General features: G+C 28.9%; 10 protein-coding genes and 1 tRNA gene. 8 read left to right on the top strand and 3 right to left on the bottom strand.

Annotated features, from left to right (window positions below; all coding sequences use genetic code 11):
- Positions 1 to 102 precede the first annotated feature (102 nt).
- The 3 genes from LPB03_RS05115 to aroC form a co-directional block, all read right to left on the bottom strand.
- Entirely contained in the window at positions 103 to 1,191 is a 1,089-nt protein-coding gene (locus tag LPB03_RS05115; RefSeq protein WP_083187096.1) for a heparan-alpha-glucosaminide N-acetyltransferase domain-containing protein, read from the bottom strand.
- A gap of 119 nt (positions 1,192 to 1,310) precedes the next feature.
- Positions 1,311 to 2,783 (bottom strand): glycosyltransferase family protein, encoded by a 1,473-nt coding sequence (locus LPB03_RS05110; RefSeq protein WP_065318957.1) that lies wholly within the window; start codon positions 2,781 to 2,783, stop codon positions 1,311 to 1,313.
- 176 nt (positions 2,784 to 2,959) lie between these two features.
- Complete coding sequence (gene aroC / locus LPB03_RS05105) at positions 2,960 to 4,024, bottom strand: chorismate synthase (RefSeq protein WP_065318958.1); 1,065 nt, start codon at positions 4,022 to 4,024, stop codon at positions 2,960 to 2,962.
- A 240-nt stretch (positions 4,025 to 4,264) separates the two neighbouring features.
- Between aroC and LPB03_RS05100 the strand changes: the two genes are divergently transcribed.
- The 8 genes from LPB03_RS05100 (at position 4,265) to LPB03_RS05065 (ending at position 17,989) form a co-directional block, all read left to right on the top strand.
- Positions 4,265 to 4,349 (top strand) — tRNA-Ser (locus tag LPB03_RS05100).
- Between the two features lie 238 nt (positions 4,350 to 4,587).
- Positions 4,588 to 5,811 (top strand): site-specific integrase, encoded by a 1,224-nt coding sequence (locus LPB03_RS05095; RefSeq protein ID WP_065318959.1) that lies wholly within the window; start codon positions 4,588 to 4,590, stop codon positions 5,809 to 5,811.
- A gap of 77 nt (positions 5,812 to 5,888) precedes the next feature.
- Entirely contained in the window at positions 5,889 to 8,603 is a 2,715-nt protein-coding gene (locus tag LPB03_RS05090; RefSeq protein ID WP_231953138.1) for a hybrid sensor histidine kinase/response regulator transcription factor, read from the top strand.
- Positions 8,604 to 8,846: 243 nt separating this feature from the next.
- Entirely contained in the window at positions 8,847 to 10,166 is a 1,320-nt protein-coding gene (locus LPB03_RS05085; RefSeq protein ID WP_065318961.1) for a sugar porter family MFS transporter, read from the top strand.
- Positions 10,167 to 10,177: 11 nt separating this feature from the next.
- The gene (locus LPB03_RS05080; RefSeq protein WP_065318962.1) at positions 10,178 to 11,719 is read left to right on the top strand and encodes a glycoside hydrolase family 32 protein; all 1,542 of its coding nucleotides are present in this window, start codon (positions 10,178 to 10,180) and stop codon (positions 11,717 to 11,719) included.
- A gap of 10 nt (positions 11,720 to 11,729) precedes the next feature.
- Positions 11,730 to 14,837 (top strand): SusC/RagA family TonB-linked outer membrane protein, encoded by a 3,108-nt coding sequence (locus LPB03_RS05075; protein WP_065318963.1) that lies wholly within the window; start codon positions 11,730 to 11,732, stop codon positions 14,835 to 14,837.
- Between the two features lie 14 nt (positions 14,838 to 14,851).
- A complete protein-coding gene (locus LPB03_RS05070; protein WP_065318964.1) occupies positions 14,852 to 16,546 on the top strand; it encodes a RagB/SusD family nutrient uptake outer membrane protein in 1,695 nt (564 codons plus the stop codon).
- Between the two features lie 24 nt (positions 16,547 to 16,570).
- Positions 16,571 to 17,989, top strand: coding sequence for a DUF4960 domain-containing protein (locus tag LPB03_RS05065; protein ID WP_065318965.1), 1,419 nt, complete (start codon positions 16,571 to 16,573; stop codon positions 17,987 to 17,989).

The following is a 17,989-nucleotide window of genomic DNA, read 5'->3' as shown; positions in this document are numbered from 1 at the left end:
GTAACTTCATCTAAAAATAGGGTTTGAGAAAAACTTTTATGTAGAACAAGGCAGCATAAAAAAGTGAAAAATATCTTCATAAATTATAAGTCGTTATTAAGGTTACTTTCCTTTCAAGTTATTAAAAATATTTCTGAAATATTTATATAAAAATGCATTTGTTTTCACATAATAAAAAGAGATAAAACAAACACAAGTAATAAAAGTTAATGCTCCAAAAACAGCTTGCCAAGGAGTTAGTGTTTTGCCAATTAATTTTAAACCAACCCCTGTAAAACTACCATAAATTATAATAAAATGTATTACATAAATAGATAAAGTTTTTTGTCCAATTTTAAGAATTAACGGAAATTTTAAGAATCTTTCTAGGGAATAAAAGAAAGCAAAATAAATAAAAACATTCCCTAACCTTGTAAAAAGATAATTATAACTCGCAGAATCTAAAAACAGTTTGATGTTCGTTACTTTAGAAATTTCAGATAAAATGTATGAAGAATAAAAAATTAGTAGAATACCAGTTATAAAAAAGGATATAATAGCTTTAAGTTTAAACCTTTTTTTATATAAATTTTTGTGAAAAAGTGTAGCCAAAAAAGCCCCAAAAGCAATATAACCAAACCAAGGAATTATAGTAAAAATAGATCCATTATTTTTTGAAATATAGTTACTGATAAATATGGGTAAATTTTCAAAAGATAATCCACGATATAAAGGTTCTGTTAAGAAAATTAAAATACCTATTGATACTGATAGTATTGAAAATAAAGTTGTTTTTTTTGCTGATAAAAAATATAAAATAATTATTAAAATTAAACTTAATCCAATACATTGTAAAACATCTATCACTAAAAAATAGTTGTTAAAACTTCCAGAAAGCCATTGTAAGATTGGAGATCTTATTAAATAGCCAACAAAAATTAAAAAAAAACCTCTAATAATTCCTTTTCGCATTCGTTTTTTTTCATCTCCTTTTTCTTTAGCTCTTAAAAGTAAATAGGTGAAAATTAATCCAGAAATTGTAAAGAAAGTAGGTGCAGTTATCCCTCTAAAATAATACCAGATTGCAAAGGGAATAGTATTTAAGTCTCTATATTCAATAGCTAAAAGTGTATCAATAAAATGCCCTTGCAACATCATGATTATTGCAAAAGCACGTATAATATCTATAAAATATAATCTTTTAGATTCCAATATTTAAAATTTATGCGTTAAATGTAACTATATATTTAGAGACTAGTACATTCAATTAAAATAAAGTAAATGGATTTTTTTATTTTATACAAATAAGTAATTTTTATCAATATAAAACATCAATCACTATAAAGTAAAAAAACTTTATCTCCCATATTTATTTTTTTAAAAAGATGAAAAGAAAAGCTCGGAAATGTTTTAGTAATTTCTTTCATTTTCATTTGTTTAATAATTTTTTTTATTTGATCTTCTTCAATGTCATTTATTGAAGTTATTAAAACATTTCTGGTTTCATTCTTTTCAAAAGAAATTTTACTTAAAGATAAAGTGTCTATATTAATAAAATTAGCATTTTCTTCTTTGTAGAAATTTGAATTTAACAGCCAACGATATTTAGGGTTGTAATCTTTAGTTATAAAAATATTTAAATTTGGTTTATTATTTAAGTAATGTATTTTCTCTACAATTCCTGCTCTACCTTTTCCTACTGGTCTAAAACTAGCAAATCCTAAACAAAAAATATTTATTACAAATAAAAATATAAAGATTTTATAAATGATTTTTTTATTTTTTTTGTACCAATTCATTTTAAAAATAGAATCTTCAAAAGCTTTAACAATTATAAACGGAACAAAATTAATAATAGGAAAAAGAAAACGTATTTCTTTGTGAGCCACCATAGAGTGTATAATAAAAAATGGCACTATTGCCCAAGTAATTAGGCTTTTGTGGTTTTTATTTACAAACAATGTAATTGTAGCCAGTATAATTATCCCAAAAGGAGCAAACGAAAAAATTAGAACAAGTAAAATATAGTTATACCAAGGAGAAACTCCAAACTCAGAAGCTTTATCCTCAATAATATTTACATTAAAATAATTGTAAGTTGTAAAAGTCCATTCGTTGTAAAACCAAGAATCTATTAAAAAACCTAAAAACAATATGCATAAAAACCCAATTGAAAAAACAACAATTTTCGATATTTGTTCTCTTTTTATAAAAATTAACCAAAGGAATATTCCAAACACAGCAAAAGCAATTTGGTATCTAAAAAGAAAACTAAAACCTATAATTAAGCCTATTAAAGCAAATTTATAATGATTATTTTTATCATTTAAAATGATTGCTATTGATAATAAAAACAATAATCCAGACCAAGTTTCTGATGAAAAGCGAATGTTAATAAATGGTAAAAACCATAAAAAAAAACTTAGCAGCAAAAATAGTTTCCAGTTTTTTGGAGATAAAAACTTTTGACAACTTTTTGTAAAAAAAATAATAATTATAATTGATACTAATGCAGTAATCAACCTTAAAATAAATGTTTTTATATAGGGATCTGTTAGAGAGAAAAATGATAAAACTTCAAAAATGATGTATGTTAGTATAGGTTGAATTGCAGGTCTAATTTTTCTTTCATATTCCCAAGGAAGATCTGTTGGAGTAGTTGTACCATCTAATAAACCCGCAAATTCAATAATTTGATAATGTTCATCTGCGTTAAAATATCCAATACTAAAAAATGCGGTTAAAAAATATATTATTATAGCTAAGAAATAAATATAGTTTTCAAATTTGAATTTATAAATCATAAGCTAATATCAAAAAAATATAAAAAATTTAACTTAATTTAATTGATATTAATAAATGAATAGTAAAATAAAAACATCAATATTTATTTTATTAATCACCAAAATATTTTTAAGACGTAAGATAAAATTTTGCTAGAAATAATTAAAAAAATATTAATAAATTTATAAAATTAAAATCAAATCTTTCTAATTTTATTGATTAACCAAAAATCAGCTAAAACTAAAGCAGTCATTGCTTCAATTATTGGCACAGCTCTAGGCACTACACAAGGATCATGTCTTCCTTTTCCAGTAATTTCTGTTATTTCATTTTCAGAATTTATAGTCTGTTGGCTACTCATAATTGTTGCTACAGGTTTAAAAGCAACTCTAAAATAAATGTCCATTCCATTACTAATTCCACCCTGAATTCCTCCAGATAAATTAGATTGTGTGGAGCCATCTGCATTAAAAATATCATTGTGTTCAGATCCTTTCATTTTTGCACCACAAAACCCACTACCAAATTCAAAACCTTTTACAGCATTTATAGAAAGCATTGCTTTGCCTAATTCTGCATGCAATTTATTAAAAATAGGTTCACCTAAACCAACAGGCATGTTTTGCGCAACACAGGTAATTGTACCACCAATTGTATCTCCAGCTTTTCTAATTTCCTTAATTTTAGAAATCATTTTTTCTGCTGATTTTGCATCAGGACAACGAACAATATTATCTTCGGTTTTAGAAAAATCTAATTCTTGATAAGGTTTATCAATAAAAATATCTCCAACTGACGAAGTAAACGCGTTAATTTTTATGCTTGCAACTAATTGTTTTGCCAAGGCTCCAGCTACAACCCAATTCGCAGTTTCACGAGCAGAACTTCTTCCACCACCTCTATAATCTCTAATTCCGTATTTTTGGTCATAGGTGTAATCTGCGTGCGAAGGTCTGTAAACGTTAGTATTATGGTTATAATCGTTACTTTTCTGATTTGTGTTTCTAATGATAAAACCGATTGAAGTTCCTGTAGTTTTACCTTCAAAAATTCCAGACAAAAACTCTACAGTATCTGGCTCTTTACGTTGTGTAACAATTTTAGACTGTCCAGGTTTACGTCTGTTTAATTCATTTTGAATTGCGTCAAAATCGACTTGTAATCCTGCAGGAAATCCATCTATGATTCCGCCAATAGCAGTTCCATGAGATTCTCCATACGTTGTAACTTTTAATAAATTTCCAAAAGAATTAAATGACATAATTAAATATTATAATTAATGTACAAATATAACAAAGAACATAAAAAATATAACTTTAAATAGTATAAATACCGATTTCTAAAATTAAACAAAATATTTTAAGGATTGATATTTAGAAGATTAGTTTAAAAAAATAAGGATATTCAAAAAAAATAAAAATTTTTGATTTTTTTGTTTCAGAAATTAAAAAAAGGTTTCTATATTTGCACTCGCAATTAGGAATACCTAATGAGATGCGCTGGAGAAATGGCAGAGCGGTCGAATGCGGCAGTCTTGAAAACTGTTGACTGTAACAGGTCCGGGGGTTCGAATCCCTCTTTCTCCGCTTTGAGAATCACAATTCTCAATAAAAGCCCATAAACATTATGTTTATGGGCTTTTTAACTTTCCACTAATATCATATAAAAGCAACGAAATACAATGGTTTGGTGACCAATTAGGGGTCACTTTTGTGTTTTTTTAAGTGACCCCTAATTTGATTTAATTTACTGTCAATTAGTTAGTTATAGTTGTATTTGTAATTAGTTTTTTGTATATTTATTACGAATTAATAACTGACACCTATGAATAATTTATTTTCTTTCATCTTTTATATCAAGCGTAGTAAGGCAGATAAGAACGGAAAAGCGAATGTATACTTGCGTATAACAGTGAATGGTAAACGTTCGGAGCTTAGTATTTCAAAAAAAGTAGATGTAAATAAATGGGTAGCAACAGCAGGTAAACTAAGAGGTGGTTCAGCAGAAGCTCAACAACTAAATAGATATATAGATGACATTTCGAATAAGATTCATAAAATACATCAGAAGTTGGTGGAAGAGAATAAAAAAATTACTGCTCTTAAAATAAGAGAAATATTTTGTGGTAAAGATGAAAATCAAAAAATGCTTCTTGTAATATTCCAGGACCATAATAATCAAGTAGAAAGATTAGTTGGAAAAGATTTTGCTCCAGGAACACTTGAAAGGTATAAGACAGCAAAAAAACATTTAGAAGCTTTTATCAAATTAGAATACAAGTTAGAGGATATCAATATAAAAGATGTGAATCATAAATTTATTCGTGGTTTTGAATATTATTTAAAGACAGAAAGAAACTGCAGCCATAATACGGCTATTAAGTATATAACTAATTTTAAGAAGATAATAAGAATCGCTTATGCTAATGATTGGATAAGTAAAGATCCTTTCTATAATTGGAAAGCAAGGCTTAAAACTGTTGATAGAGAATTCTTATCTAAAGAAGAAATTCAAAAATTAGTAGAAAAATCTTTTTCGATTAAACGTTTAGAACAAGTTAAAGACATATTTTTGTTTAGTTGTTTTACTGGTCTAGCATATTCAGATGTCAAGAAATTGTCTAAGAATGACCTTGTAATTGGAATTGATGGTGATATATGGATAAAAACCAAAAGAACAAAAACCAATACTAGAAGTAATATTCCATTACTAACTACTGCAGAAGCTATTTTAGATAAATATAGTGAACACTCAGGTGTTGAGCAAAGTGAATTCTTATTACCGGTTTTAAGTAATCAAAAAATGAATGCCTATTTAAAAGAGATCGCAGATGTTTGCGAAATTAATAAAAACCTAACCTTTCATTTAGCGCGTCATACTTTTGCTACAACTGTGACTCTTACAAATGGTGTTCCTATAGAATCAGTTAGTAAAATGTTAGGGCATAAATCATTAAAAACGACCCAACACTATGCGAAGATTTTAGATAGAAAGGTAAGTGAAGATATGCAAGAACTTAAACAGAAATTAAAAATTGCTAACTCTTAAATAAATTATTCACTAATACTGTGTGTTATTTTAAATATTATTTTTTTCCTTTGAAAATTATCATAAAACCAAATATATTGAATTCACATCAAAATATAAAAATTAAAATTGTAACCTTTTTAAGTCTACTTTTATTTATTTCTTGTTCTATGGAAAATGAGGAAACAAAATACAAAATTGGTTTTTCTCAATGTATTAGTACAGATGACTGGCGAAAATATATGGATTATGAGATGACTGTAGAAGCTTCATTATATTCCGAAATCGATTTAAAAATTTTTCAAGCAGATGGAGATGTGGAAACTCAAAAGCTGCAGATAGAATCAATGATAAAAAATAATTTCGATGTCATTATTATTTCTCCAATAGAACCAGAACCTCTTGTAAATACTGTTGAAAAAGCTTTTGAGAAAGGTATTCCTATTATCATTATTGATCGGAAAATAAATTCAGAAAAATTTACAGCTTTCATTGGTGCAGATAATTTAGAAGTTGGTAGAAATGCTGCTAATTATATTTCTTCTACTAATGATGGAGTTGTTAATGTTTTAGAAATAAAAGGAAGTGGAAATTCATACCCAAAGATAGAGAGAAACTTAGGATTTCACGAAATAATTAATAATGAGCCAAATATTAAAGTACAATATAGTTATGATGTAGATGAAGTAGGTAAAACTGCTAATGTATTCGATTCTATAAATTTGATTCCTATAGATTATGTATATGCATTTAATGATGATCTAGCTTACGATGCTTGGAAAATTGCAAAATCTAAAGGACTAGAAAAGAAAATTAAGTTTATAGGAGTTGATGGATTAAACGGAGAAAATAATGGAATTCAATTAGTAAGGAGAAGAGTATTAGCGGCTACTATTTTATATCCTACAGGTGGTGATGAAGCAATTAAGATTGTTAGAAAAATTTTAAGAAAAGAAAATGTTTTAAAAAATAATATTCTTAATACTACGGTAATAGATTACAGGAATGCCGATATAATGAAAAATCAGTTTGATAAAATTAGTCAGCATCAAAATGATATAGAAAATCAACAATTAAAGATAAAACAACAAGAAGAAACATATACCACTCAAAGTAATACCCTAAAATTACTTTTAGTCCTATTAATACTTATTATTTTATTGGCAGCTTTCAGTATTTATTCTAGTTTTAATTTAAAGAAAAAGAAAAGAGAATTAGAAATTCAGAACAATAAAATTACAAATCAACGTAATCAAATTAAAAAAATTAACGAAGCGAAGACCAATTTTTTTACGAGCCTTTCCCATGAGTTTAAAACGCCAATAACTCTCATTCTGTCCTCTATAGATTCTCTTTCTGAAAACAAAAATATTAGAGACAATAAACTTTTAAAAGAAGTTGGTTTAATTTTTAATAATTCAAAACGATTATTACGTTTAATTAATCAATTAATAGATTTTAGAAAAGGTGAAGATAAAAAATTTATTTTAAGAGCATCAAAAACAAATTTATACCAATTTTCAAATACAATTTTTAAAGATTTTGAGAGAGAAGCTCAAAAAAGAAATATTAAGTTTTTACTAAATACAAATAATGAATATTTAGATATCTATTTAGATAGAAACTTAATGGATAAGGTTTATTTCAATTTACTTTCAAATTCTTTTAAGTTTACTCCAAACAACGGTACAATTAAAATTGAAATTGAAGACATAAAAGAAAGTAATTTTGTTAAAATATATTTTAAAGATTCAGGTATAGGAATTCCTGAAAATGAAATAGATAAAGTCTTTAAAGCTTTTTATCAAGGATCTAATAATAATAAATCGAGTTCAGGTATTGGTTTGCATTTATCAAAAGAGTTTATAGAATTGCATAAAGGAGAAATTGAAGTAAGTTCAAATAATGGAACTGAATTTATGATTACTTTATATAAAGATAATGTGCATTTGAGTTCAGATGAAATTGTTTTTGAACCAGCTATTATAGATAATCCATTGCTAAACTTTAATTTAGATTATGAAGATGATGCTTTTACAGTACAAAATGATTTAATTGAAGAAAATAGAGATTCAATATTAATTATTGATGATAATGAAGATTTGGTTAAATACTTAAGTAGTAAGTTAAAATTAGAATACAATGTAAGTATAAATAATGGTAATAGTGTTTTAGAAAAAGCATTTGAAGTAATGCCAGATATTATAATTTGCGATGTTAATTTACCAGAGAAAAATGGATTTGAAATTTGTGATATATTAAAAAAAGATATAAGAACATCGCATATTCCATTTATTATTTTAACAGCTTATGATAATAAAGAATCTTATATTCAGGGTTTAGAATCTGGAGCAGATTTATTCTTAACGAAACCGTTTAGTTTTGCGATCCTATATAGGTCAATTAAAAACCTTTTATATAATCGTGAGAAACTTCGTAAACATTATATTAAAAATATATATAAGTCTGAACCAATTAAAAAAAATGGTTTATTTGAACAAGATTTTATAGAAATAATGAACAAACATATATATGAAAATATAGATGATTCAAGTTTTTCTGTAGAGCAATTAGCTACTAAATTAAGTATATCTAGAGTACAATTATATAGGAAAATCAAATCAATATTAAATATTAGTATAAGTGATTATATTTTAAATATTAGATTGGAAAAAGCAAAAACATTGCTTCAAGATTCTAAACTTTCGATTTCAGAAGTTGCATATTCTGTTGGTTTTTCTTCACCTAGTTATTTTTCTTCATCTTTTAAAAATAAGTTTGGTAAAACTCCAAAATTATATAGGAAAAATTAATAATTTTTAGTTTATAAAATGTGTTATTGCTCTTTTTTACGCAACTATATTAACTATAAATGTATCTAAATTAACATATTTTTTATTTAATTATTATATTTTCAGTAAATAATAATATGCTAAGTATTTGATTTTTAGTTATTTAGATTCTTTTGTTTGTTTTTTTATTGAATGTAACAATCCTTATAATCTAGAAGAGGTTGGTTTTATAGTTTTATAGAAACTTTAATACCAATAATTATAATGAATAATAAAATATTAGTTTGGTCAATTACAGCAGCTTTAGCAGGTTTCTTATTTGGTTTTGATACAGTAGTTATTTCAGGTGCAGATAAAAAGCTACAATTATTATGGAATTCTTCAGATGTATTTCATGGTAGTGTTGTGATGGCAATGGCTCTTTGGGGTACAGTTATTGGGGCTATTTTTGGAGGCATTCCAACTAATAAATTAGGAAGAAAGAAAACATTATTAATAATAGGAATACTTTATACCGTATCAGCTATAGGTTCTGGCTTAGCAAATGACCCATATACATTTGCTTTTTTTAGGTTTTTAGGTGGTTTAGGAGTTGGTGCATCTACAATTGCAGCACCAGCTTATATTTCTGAAATCGCACCCGCTAAATATAGAGGGCGTTTAGTTGCCTTATATCAATTTAATATTGTTTTAGGAATTTTAATAGCATTCTTATCTAATTACTTATTAAATGATATTGGTGAAAATGCATGGAGATGGATGGTAGGTGTAGAGGCAATTCCTGCACTTATATATTCACTTTTTGTACTAACTGTGCCTAAGAGCCCTAGATGGCTATTATCTAAGTTTAGGAGTGATGAAGCTAAAGAGGTCTTGTCTATAATTAATCCTGATGTAGATCCAGAAATATTATTATTAGAAATGAATTCTGATAATAAAAAAGAAGATTTAAAAGAAACAATTTTTTTAAAGAAATACAGGTTCCCTTTAGCTTTAGCTTTTTTGATAGCAATGTTTAATCAATTATCAGGTATTAATGCCTTTTTATATTACGCGCCAAGAATTTTTGAGGAAGCTGGTTTAGGAGAAAGTACAGCATTATTAAGTAGTATAGGGATAGGGATAACCAATTTAATTTTTACATTATTAGGTGTTTTTCTTATAGATAAATTAGGACGAAAAACACTCATGTATTTGGGATCAATAGGATATATTATTTCTTTAAGTTTAGTAGCATGTGCATTCTTTTTTGGATGGACAGGTATGGCTGTCCCAATATTCCTATTCTTATTTATAGCATCACATGCAATTGGTCAAGGAGCAGTAATTTGGGTATTCATTTCAGAAATATTTCCAAATCATTTAAGAGCTTCAGGTCAATCTTTTGGGAGTACAACACATTGGTTTTTAGCAGCATTAATACCAGCATTAATACCAACTTTATTTTCTACAATTGGGGCGGGCGTGGTATTCTTGTTTTTCGCTGTTATGATGGTGTTTCAGTTGCTTTTTGTAGCTTTTATGATGCCTGAAACCAAAGGTCTTTCTTTAGAGGAATTAAGCAAAAAAATATTAAAAAAATAAGAAAAATAATTATGAAAAAAATTGAATTATTATTGATTATGGTCTTGTTGGGTGTTGGTTGTAAAAATGCAACTAAAACTAACAAGTATTTTCAATCATTAAATATCAAAGAAGGTGTGGAAGTGGTCGAAAAATATCGTCCTAAATTCCATTTTACTCCAGAAGAAAATTGGATGAATGACCCCAATGGATTGGTTTATTCGAAAGGTTTTTATCATTTATTTTATCAATATTATCCAGATGGGATAGTTTGGGGGCCTATGCACTGGGGACATGCAAAAAGTAAAAACTTATTAAATTGGGAACATATGCCTATAGCACTGTATCCAGACAAATTAGGTTATATTTTTTCTGGTAGTGCGGTGATTGATAAAAATAATTCTGCTGGTTTTGGTAAAGATGCAATGATAGCAATTTTTACTTATCATGATCCTGTAAAGGAAAAAGAAGGTAGGATAGATTATCAAACTCAAGGAATTGCTTTTAGTTTAGATGATGGACTAACATGGAAAAAATATGATCAAAACCCAGTAATAAATAATCCAGGGATAAGAGATTTTAGAGATCCAAAAGTATTTTGGAACGAAGATAAATTAGTATGGCAATTAGTATTAGTTGCTAAGGATCATGTCCAAATTTATGATTCTAAAAACCTTAAACAATGGACAAAAATAAGTGAATTCAGATTCCAAGATAAACCTGCATTAGGTGTGTGGGAATGTCCGGATTTATTCAAACTAAAAGTAAATGGAACGAATAAAGAAAAATGGGTACTTATAATTAGTCACGGAGGTGAAAGTGCACCAAATGGTGGTTCAGGAACAAGGTACTTTGTAGGGGATTATGATGGAACAACATTTACTACAGATCAAAAAGAAAGTCAATGGATAGATTATGGAACTGATAATTATGCTGGTGTAACATATAATAATATACCAGGTAATAAAAGAATCTTTATTGGTTGGATGAGTAATTGGAATTATGCAAATGAAACTCCAACAAAAAAATGGAGAAGTGCAATGACAATTCCAAGAGAATTAAAATTAATTAAAAAGAATGAGAACTTCCTTGTTAAAAGTGAAATTATTGAAAATTTCCAGACTCTTTCTACTGAGGTTCTAAAAGAGGAAGTATTAGGCGATTTTCCTTATAACTTTCAATATCAAAATCTACAGCAAAGTAAAATATCCTTTGATGCAATAGTTGAAAATAAACTAGAAATTGTTTTATCAAATACAAAAAAAGAGAAGTATATAATTTCTTATAATAAGGTAACAGGGGTATTTGCTATTGATAGATCGAAATCTGGTAAAGTAGATTTTAATAAAAATTATAAAAATGCTGCTATTCAAGAAATGACGATTGGTAATGTTGATAAATTATCTCTAGATATAGTGTTAGACGCATCCTCAATAGAGATTTTTATAAACCAAGGAGAATATGTCATGACAACTCAAATATTTCCAACAAAAGATTTTACTAATTTTAAAATTAATCACTCTAGTATATCTAGCATTCAGAATGCAAAAATTAAATCAATTAAATTAAACTAAATTAATGATTATGAGATTCAAATTTATTACTTATCTTTTTTTCTTTACCTCTTTTTTCTACGCAGCGGCTCAAGAGATTAATGTTAAAGGAAAAGTAACTTCTAAGGATGATGAAATGCCATTACCTGGAGCATCCGTAATAGTAAAAAATACAGATAACGGGGTCGTAACGGATTTTGATGGTGATTTCATCATAAACAGAGTACCTATCAATTCAATTTTAGTAATTAGTTATTTAGGCTATAAGACCATGAGCATTCCAGTAAATGGTCAAACAACTATCAATATTAAGTTAGAAATAGATAAAAATGAGCTTAATGAAATTATAGTAGTTGGGTATTCGAGCCAAAAGAAGGCAGACATTACTGGTGCGGTTGCAGTAGTGGATATGGAAGAACTGAATAAACAAGTAGAACCGAATCCAATAAAAGCTTTACAAGGGAGAATTCCTGGAGTTCAAATTAGTACAGATGGATCACCTAGTGGGGGAAATACAGCTATATTAATACGTGGTGTTGGAACTCTAAATAATACATCGCCACTATTTGTTATAGATGGTGTACCTACAAAATCTGGTATGCATGAGTTAAATCCTAATGATATTGCTTCCATACAGGTTTTAAAAGACGCTTCCTCTGCAAGTATTTATGGGTCGCGTGCATCCAATGGGGTTATTATTATAACAACAAAGCAAGGAAAGAGTGGAAAGATGAGGGTTGAGTTTAGTTCCTATCTAACGGCTTCTTCTTATGCCAATAGATTAGACGTTCTAAATGCTAAAGAATACGGAGAAGTGCTTTGGAAAGCCAATATTAATGATGGTCTGAATCCTAATGATAATAACTTAAGCTATCAATTTGATTGGAGTTTTGACTCGGACAATAATGCTGTATTAGATTATATTACAGTTCCTGAATTTTTAGATAGTGAGCAAACTTTAAAATCTGCTGATACAGATTGGTACGATGAAATATCACAAACAGGAATAGCTAGTTCTTATAATTTAAATGTTTCCAATGGAACTGAAAAAGGGAATTATTTACTTTCACTAGGATACTTAGATAATGAGGGTATTGTTAAAAATTCAAATTTTGAACGTATTTCTTTACGTTTAAATACCAGTTACAAACTTTTTAATAATAAGCTTGAAATAGGTGAAAATTTATCTTTAAATAAAACGGAGGAACTTCAAATACCTGGGGTATTAGATTTAGCGTTGAAAGCGTCTCCTATTATTCCAGTAAGAACTGTTGATGGTGCAGGATGGGGTGGTCCAGTTGGAGGTATGAATGATAGGCAAAATCCTGTTCGTTTATTGGATGCAAATAAACATAATGGTTATGAATATCATAGATTATTTGGTAATGTGTTTGCAAATTTGGAGCTCGCAAAAAATTTGATTTTCAAAACAAATTACGGATTGGATTATAGTAATTTTTATAAAAGATCATTACAGTTCAGTTATCAATCAGGCTATTTAAAAAATGATCAAAACGCAGTTAATATTGAAAACTTTAGAAGTACAAAGTTTACATGGACCAACACCCTAAATTATAAGCTTAACATAAAAAAGCATAACATAGAAGCCTTTATTGGTTCAGAAATCTTTAAAGATAAATTTGAAAATTCTTTTTTAAGGGCAGAAGATTTTACAATTGAAACGCCAGACTTTATGTTTCCCGATGCGTCAACTGGTCAAAGAACTAATTCTGGATCAGAAACAGCCTATACTTTAGTGTCATATTTCGGAAAACTAAGTTATGATTTTGATGGAAAGTATTTATTCTCTGCAACATTAAGACACGATGGCTCATCTAGATTTGGAAGGAGCAATCAGTTTGGAACATTTCCTGCTTTATCAGCAGGTTGGAGAATTAGTAATGAAAAATTTATAGAAGATAATTTCTCTAAGATATCAGATTTGAAATTTAGGGTAGGCTGGGGACAGACAGGAAATCAAGAAATAAACAATAGTGCAATTTATTCTTTATACGTAGCGGATTATGCAGGAGGAGACCCAACGTGGAATACATCTTACGGAACTGCTTATGATTTATTTGGCCAAGGCTCAGGTTTATTGCCTTCAGGATTTAGATCGATTCAAATTGGAAATGATAATTTGAAATGGGAAACAACTACTCAAACAAATTTTGGACTTGATTTTGGATTTTTTAATCAAAAACTTTATGGTTCAATAGATTATTATAAAAAAGAAACTGAGGATATTTTGGTTTTACCTCCCTATCTAGCAGTAATAGGTGAGGGAGGAAATAGATGGGTAAATGGGGCTAGTATGGAAAATGAAGGTCTGGAGTTTTCAATAGGCTATAGGAATAAAACTTCAGGGGGTTTCACTTATGAAATCAATGCTAATATTTCATCAAATAGAAATAAAATAACCAAGCTTCCAGAAGAGGTGAAAAATAATTATGGAGGTAATGGTGGTGACGATAATATTTTGGGAAGACCATTAAATTCGATGTATGGCTACGTAGCGGATGGGTTGTTTACGACAAATGAACAAGTGTTAAATTCTGCCGAACAACAAGGAAAGGATCTAGGGAGAATTAGGTACAGAGATTTAGATGGGAATGGCATCATCAATGATGATGACAGGACTTGGATAGGTATACCTTATCCTGACTTTGCTTATGGTTTAAATATAAATCTAGAATATAAAGATTTTGATTTTACCATGTTTTGGCAAGGTATAGGAGAAGTTGCTATTGTAAATCAACTTAAATATCAAACAGATTTTTGGAGTGTGGATGACATAGGTTCAAACAAAGGCTCGCGTCTTTTAAATGCTTGGTCCTCAAGCAATCCAAATTCAACTATTCCAGCATTAACAACTATTGATACAAATGCAGAATCTCGTTTCTCAACCTATTACATAGAGAATGGAAGTTACCTTAAATTAAGAAATATTCAATTAGGGTATTCACTACCAGAATCCATTTTGGATAAATACGCTATAACTAAGTTTAGAATTTACCTTGGAGTTCAAAATTTGTTGACCATATCATCCTCTGGTTTCACGGGTGTTGATCCAGAAAATGCTGGCTTTGGCTACCCACTACCTTTAACATCAACCCTTGGTTTTAATATAACATTTTAACAAAAAAAAATATCATGAAGAATATAAAATATTTATTTGGACTCATTATTTTAGTCATCACTACTGGATGTTCTGATTTTTTGGAAGAAAGTCCTAGGTCAGTTTTATCTGAAGAAGAACTAATTACTCCAGACAATATAGATGGATTTGTGACTGCAGCGTACGCTTCTTTGGGTAACGATCATTATGACATGCCATTCAGTTTATGGCCTTATGGAAATGTAAGGTCTGATGATGCATATAAAGGAGGTAGTGGACCTAATGATATTCAAGTATTTCATTTTTTTGAAATATCTGAAAATATACGTACAGACTTTGGGGAGTTAGATAAATTCTGGTTTAATAGTTATATAGCTATTTCTAGAGTTAATCGAGCAATAAGAAACTTGAATAAATTAAGTGTTGGCGATTTTCCTTTGAAAGAAACAAGGATTGCAGAGATGAAGTTCTTAAGAGGGCATTTTTATTTCATGCTTAAAATAATGTTCAAGCATGTGCCATATATAACAGAAGATATTCCAATCGAAGATTATGGTACTATCTCTAACAGAGATCTTACAAATGATGAATTATGGGATGCTATTGCTGGAGATTTTCAGTCAGCAACTGCAGAACTTCCAGTTTCACAGCAAAACATTGGAAGAGCAGGTAAAACAGCAGCTTATGCTTATTTGGCAAAAGTAAGACTTTATCAAGCCTTTGAGCAAGATGATAATAATCAAGTAACAAACATTAATCCGGCTAAATTACAAATGGTTATAGATGCTACGAATAATGTTCTAGGTCTAGGTTCTTTAGAACCTGATTTCGCAAATAATTTTTTACCGGGTAATTATGAAAATGGATCTGAATCTATCTTTGCCATTCAATATACAGATAGTGATAATACACTACATGGAAGATTAAATTTTTCTGACGTATTATCAACTCCTCAAGGACTTGGCTGTTGTGATTTCCATAAGCCGAGTCAAAACCTTGTAAACGCTTATAAAACAGATGCTAATGGTCTTCCGTTATTCAATACCTATAATGACGCAAATGTTGATTATAACAATTTGAATGCTGTTAAGGTTGATCCACGTTTGTATCATACAGTAGCAATACCAAATTTACCATATAAATATGATAACGATTATTTATATGTAGAGAGTTGGGTTAGATCACCTAATCCTTACGGCTATTATGCTTCATTAAAAGAAAATGTATCACCAAACTGTGGTAGCTGTTTTGTAAACATTGATCCGTTTTATGGTAACTCAAAGAATAGAATTCAAATTCGATATGCCGATGTTTTACTTATGCGAGCTGAAGCATTAATTGAACTAGGTCAGTTTAACGATGCTTTGCCTATAATAAATGAAATACGAAATAGAGCTTCACAAAGCACAGGCTTTATTGGATATGCGAACAATTTAAATGTAAGTCCATATATAGATGGTGTTAATTGTACTTGGACCCAAGATTTTGCTAGACAAGCTTTAAGATGGGAACGTAGATTGGAGTTTGCCATGGAGGGAAGTCGTTTTTTTGATTTAGTACGTTGGGGAATTGCTTCAGAAACACTTAATAAATATTATCAAGAGGAAAGCGATGAAGTCGAATATTATGGAGGTGCTAATTTTAATTCATCTAAAGAAGAATATTGTCCAATTCCTCAGGCACAAATTAATTTTAGTCAAGACGTTTACAAACAAAACAAAGGATATTAAATTAATCTATTAAAAAATAATATTATGAAACATATATTAAATATAATAAAGATAACAATACTAAGCTTATTTGTTATTATAAATTATTCTTGTTCTCAAGATCGTGAAATAGAAGCTACTGCTGATGCTATAGTTCCTTCAGTAGAAAATTTAAAGGTGGAATTAGTAGGTGATATTGCTAAATTAACATGGAATAACCCTTCATACGCAGGAAATGTTACAACTATATTAAAACATAACAGCGGAGTGGAATTACTTGATTTTGAAAAATCAAGTTATGAATTTGAAATTCGTGAAGTTAATGTAGAATATTTATTCACTCTAAAATTTAAAGATAATGATACAGGAAATTTCTCTTTAGGAGAAACAGTTAGCTTAACTAGGGAAGGGCCAAAGCCAGTTTTAAATTTTGCTGGTACACAAGAAGAAACTAACGTTATTTTGACATGGGGTATCCAAGATACCAATATTACTGGTATAAAATTAACTATTGATGGCTCTGAAGTGATTGATTTGCCTAGTAATGCTGCAACATACACACTTTCAAACGCAGAACTTAAAGAATATAGTTTTAAAATAAATACTATTAATTCACAAAACCAAGAATCACCATCTAGAAACTTAATTTTTAAGGTTGGGAAAACTAAAATAGGTTATTTAGGTGTGGCAGCAGATCTTACTTCAATTAGTGATGATGACGAAATTGCATCAGCTGCATGGCTTTTCGAAAATTATCCAGATGCGGAATATATTTCATTTGCCGATATAGAGAACGGAAAAGATTTAAGCGATTTTAGAGTGCTTTGGTGGCATTATGACAAAGATGATGGTAATCCAGAACTTCCAACTGAAGCGCTAAGTTCAAATGTAGTTTCTGCAATTACTAATTTTCATGCCAATGGTGGTGGACTTTTACTTAATACGTTTGCTATCGAATATTTATGGACAATAGGTAGGATTAATAATGAATTTTTTAAACTTAAAGAAGCTGGAGCAGGCTTTGAAAATGGAGATACTTGGTCTATTGGTATAAATATTGGACTAATGCATGACGAAAGTACACATCCTGTTTATCAAGGAATAGAAACAATCTCACCAGACGAAAGAAAAATGATCAGGCTAATAGGACCTGGGTATAGAGAGAATCATAATTTTGTTTTATGGAAATTTGGAGATTGGTATCAATTACCAAATAATGACGAGCAGATATATTCTAATTTATTCAATAATGAAAAAATTAGACATCTTGGAAACTGGGATGGTGAGAGAGAATATTGGATGATGGCAAATTTTGAAGCAATGCCAAATAATGAATTTAAAGGAACTGCTATTGCCATTGGAATAGGTGCTTTTGAATGGAATCAGAACAGCGGTAAAAATCTATTTCAAGACAATATAGAAGGAATAACTAAAAATGCTTTGGAATACTTAAAAACCAAATAA

Origin of the sequence: Polaribacter vadi (assembly GCF_001761365.1) — a bacterium.
In the GTDB taxonomy this organism is placed as follows: Bacteria; Bacteroidota; Bacteroidia; order Flavobacteriales; family Flavobacteriaceae; genus Polaribacter; species Polaribacter vadi.
The sequence above is the reverse complement of the archived record's forward strand: the minus strand, read 5'-3'. Positions and strand labels throughout refer to the sequence as shown.

Excerpts from the sequence above, each read along its gene's own strand:
- LPB03_RS05110 (WP_065318957.1), bottom strand. The coding sequence starts at position 2,783 with ATGATTTATAAATTCAAATTTGAAAACTATATTTATTTCTTAGCTATA.
- aroC (WP_065318958.1), bottom strand. The coding sequence starts at position 4,024 with ATGTCATTTAATTCTTTTGGAAATTTATTAAAAGTTACAACGTATGGA.
- LPB03_RS05095 (WP_065318959.1), top strand. The coding sequence starts at position 4,588 with ATGAATAATTTATTTTCTTTCATCTTTTATATCAAGCGTAGTAAGGCA.
- LPB03_RS05085 (WP_065318961.1), top strand. The coding sequence starts at position 8,847 with ATGAATAATAAAATATTAGTTTGGTCAATTACAGCAGCTTTAGCAGGT.
- LPB03_RS05080 (WP_065318962.1), top strand. The coding sequence starts at position 10,178 with ATGAAAAAAATTGAATTATTATTGATTATGGTCTTGTTGGGTGTTGGT.
- LPB03_RS05075 (WP_065318963.1), top strand. The coding sequence starts at position 11,730 with ATGAGATTCAAATTTATTACTTATCTTTTTTTCTTTACCTCTTTTTTC.
- LPB03_RS05070 (WP_065318964.1), top strand. The coding sequence starts at position 14,852 with ATGAAGAATATAAAATATTTATTTGGACTCATTATTTTAGTCATCACT.
- LPB03_RS05065 (WP_065318965.1), top strand. The coding sequence starts at position 16,571 with ATGAAACATATATTAAATATAATAAAGATAACAATACTAAGCTTATTT.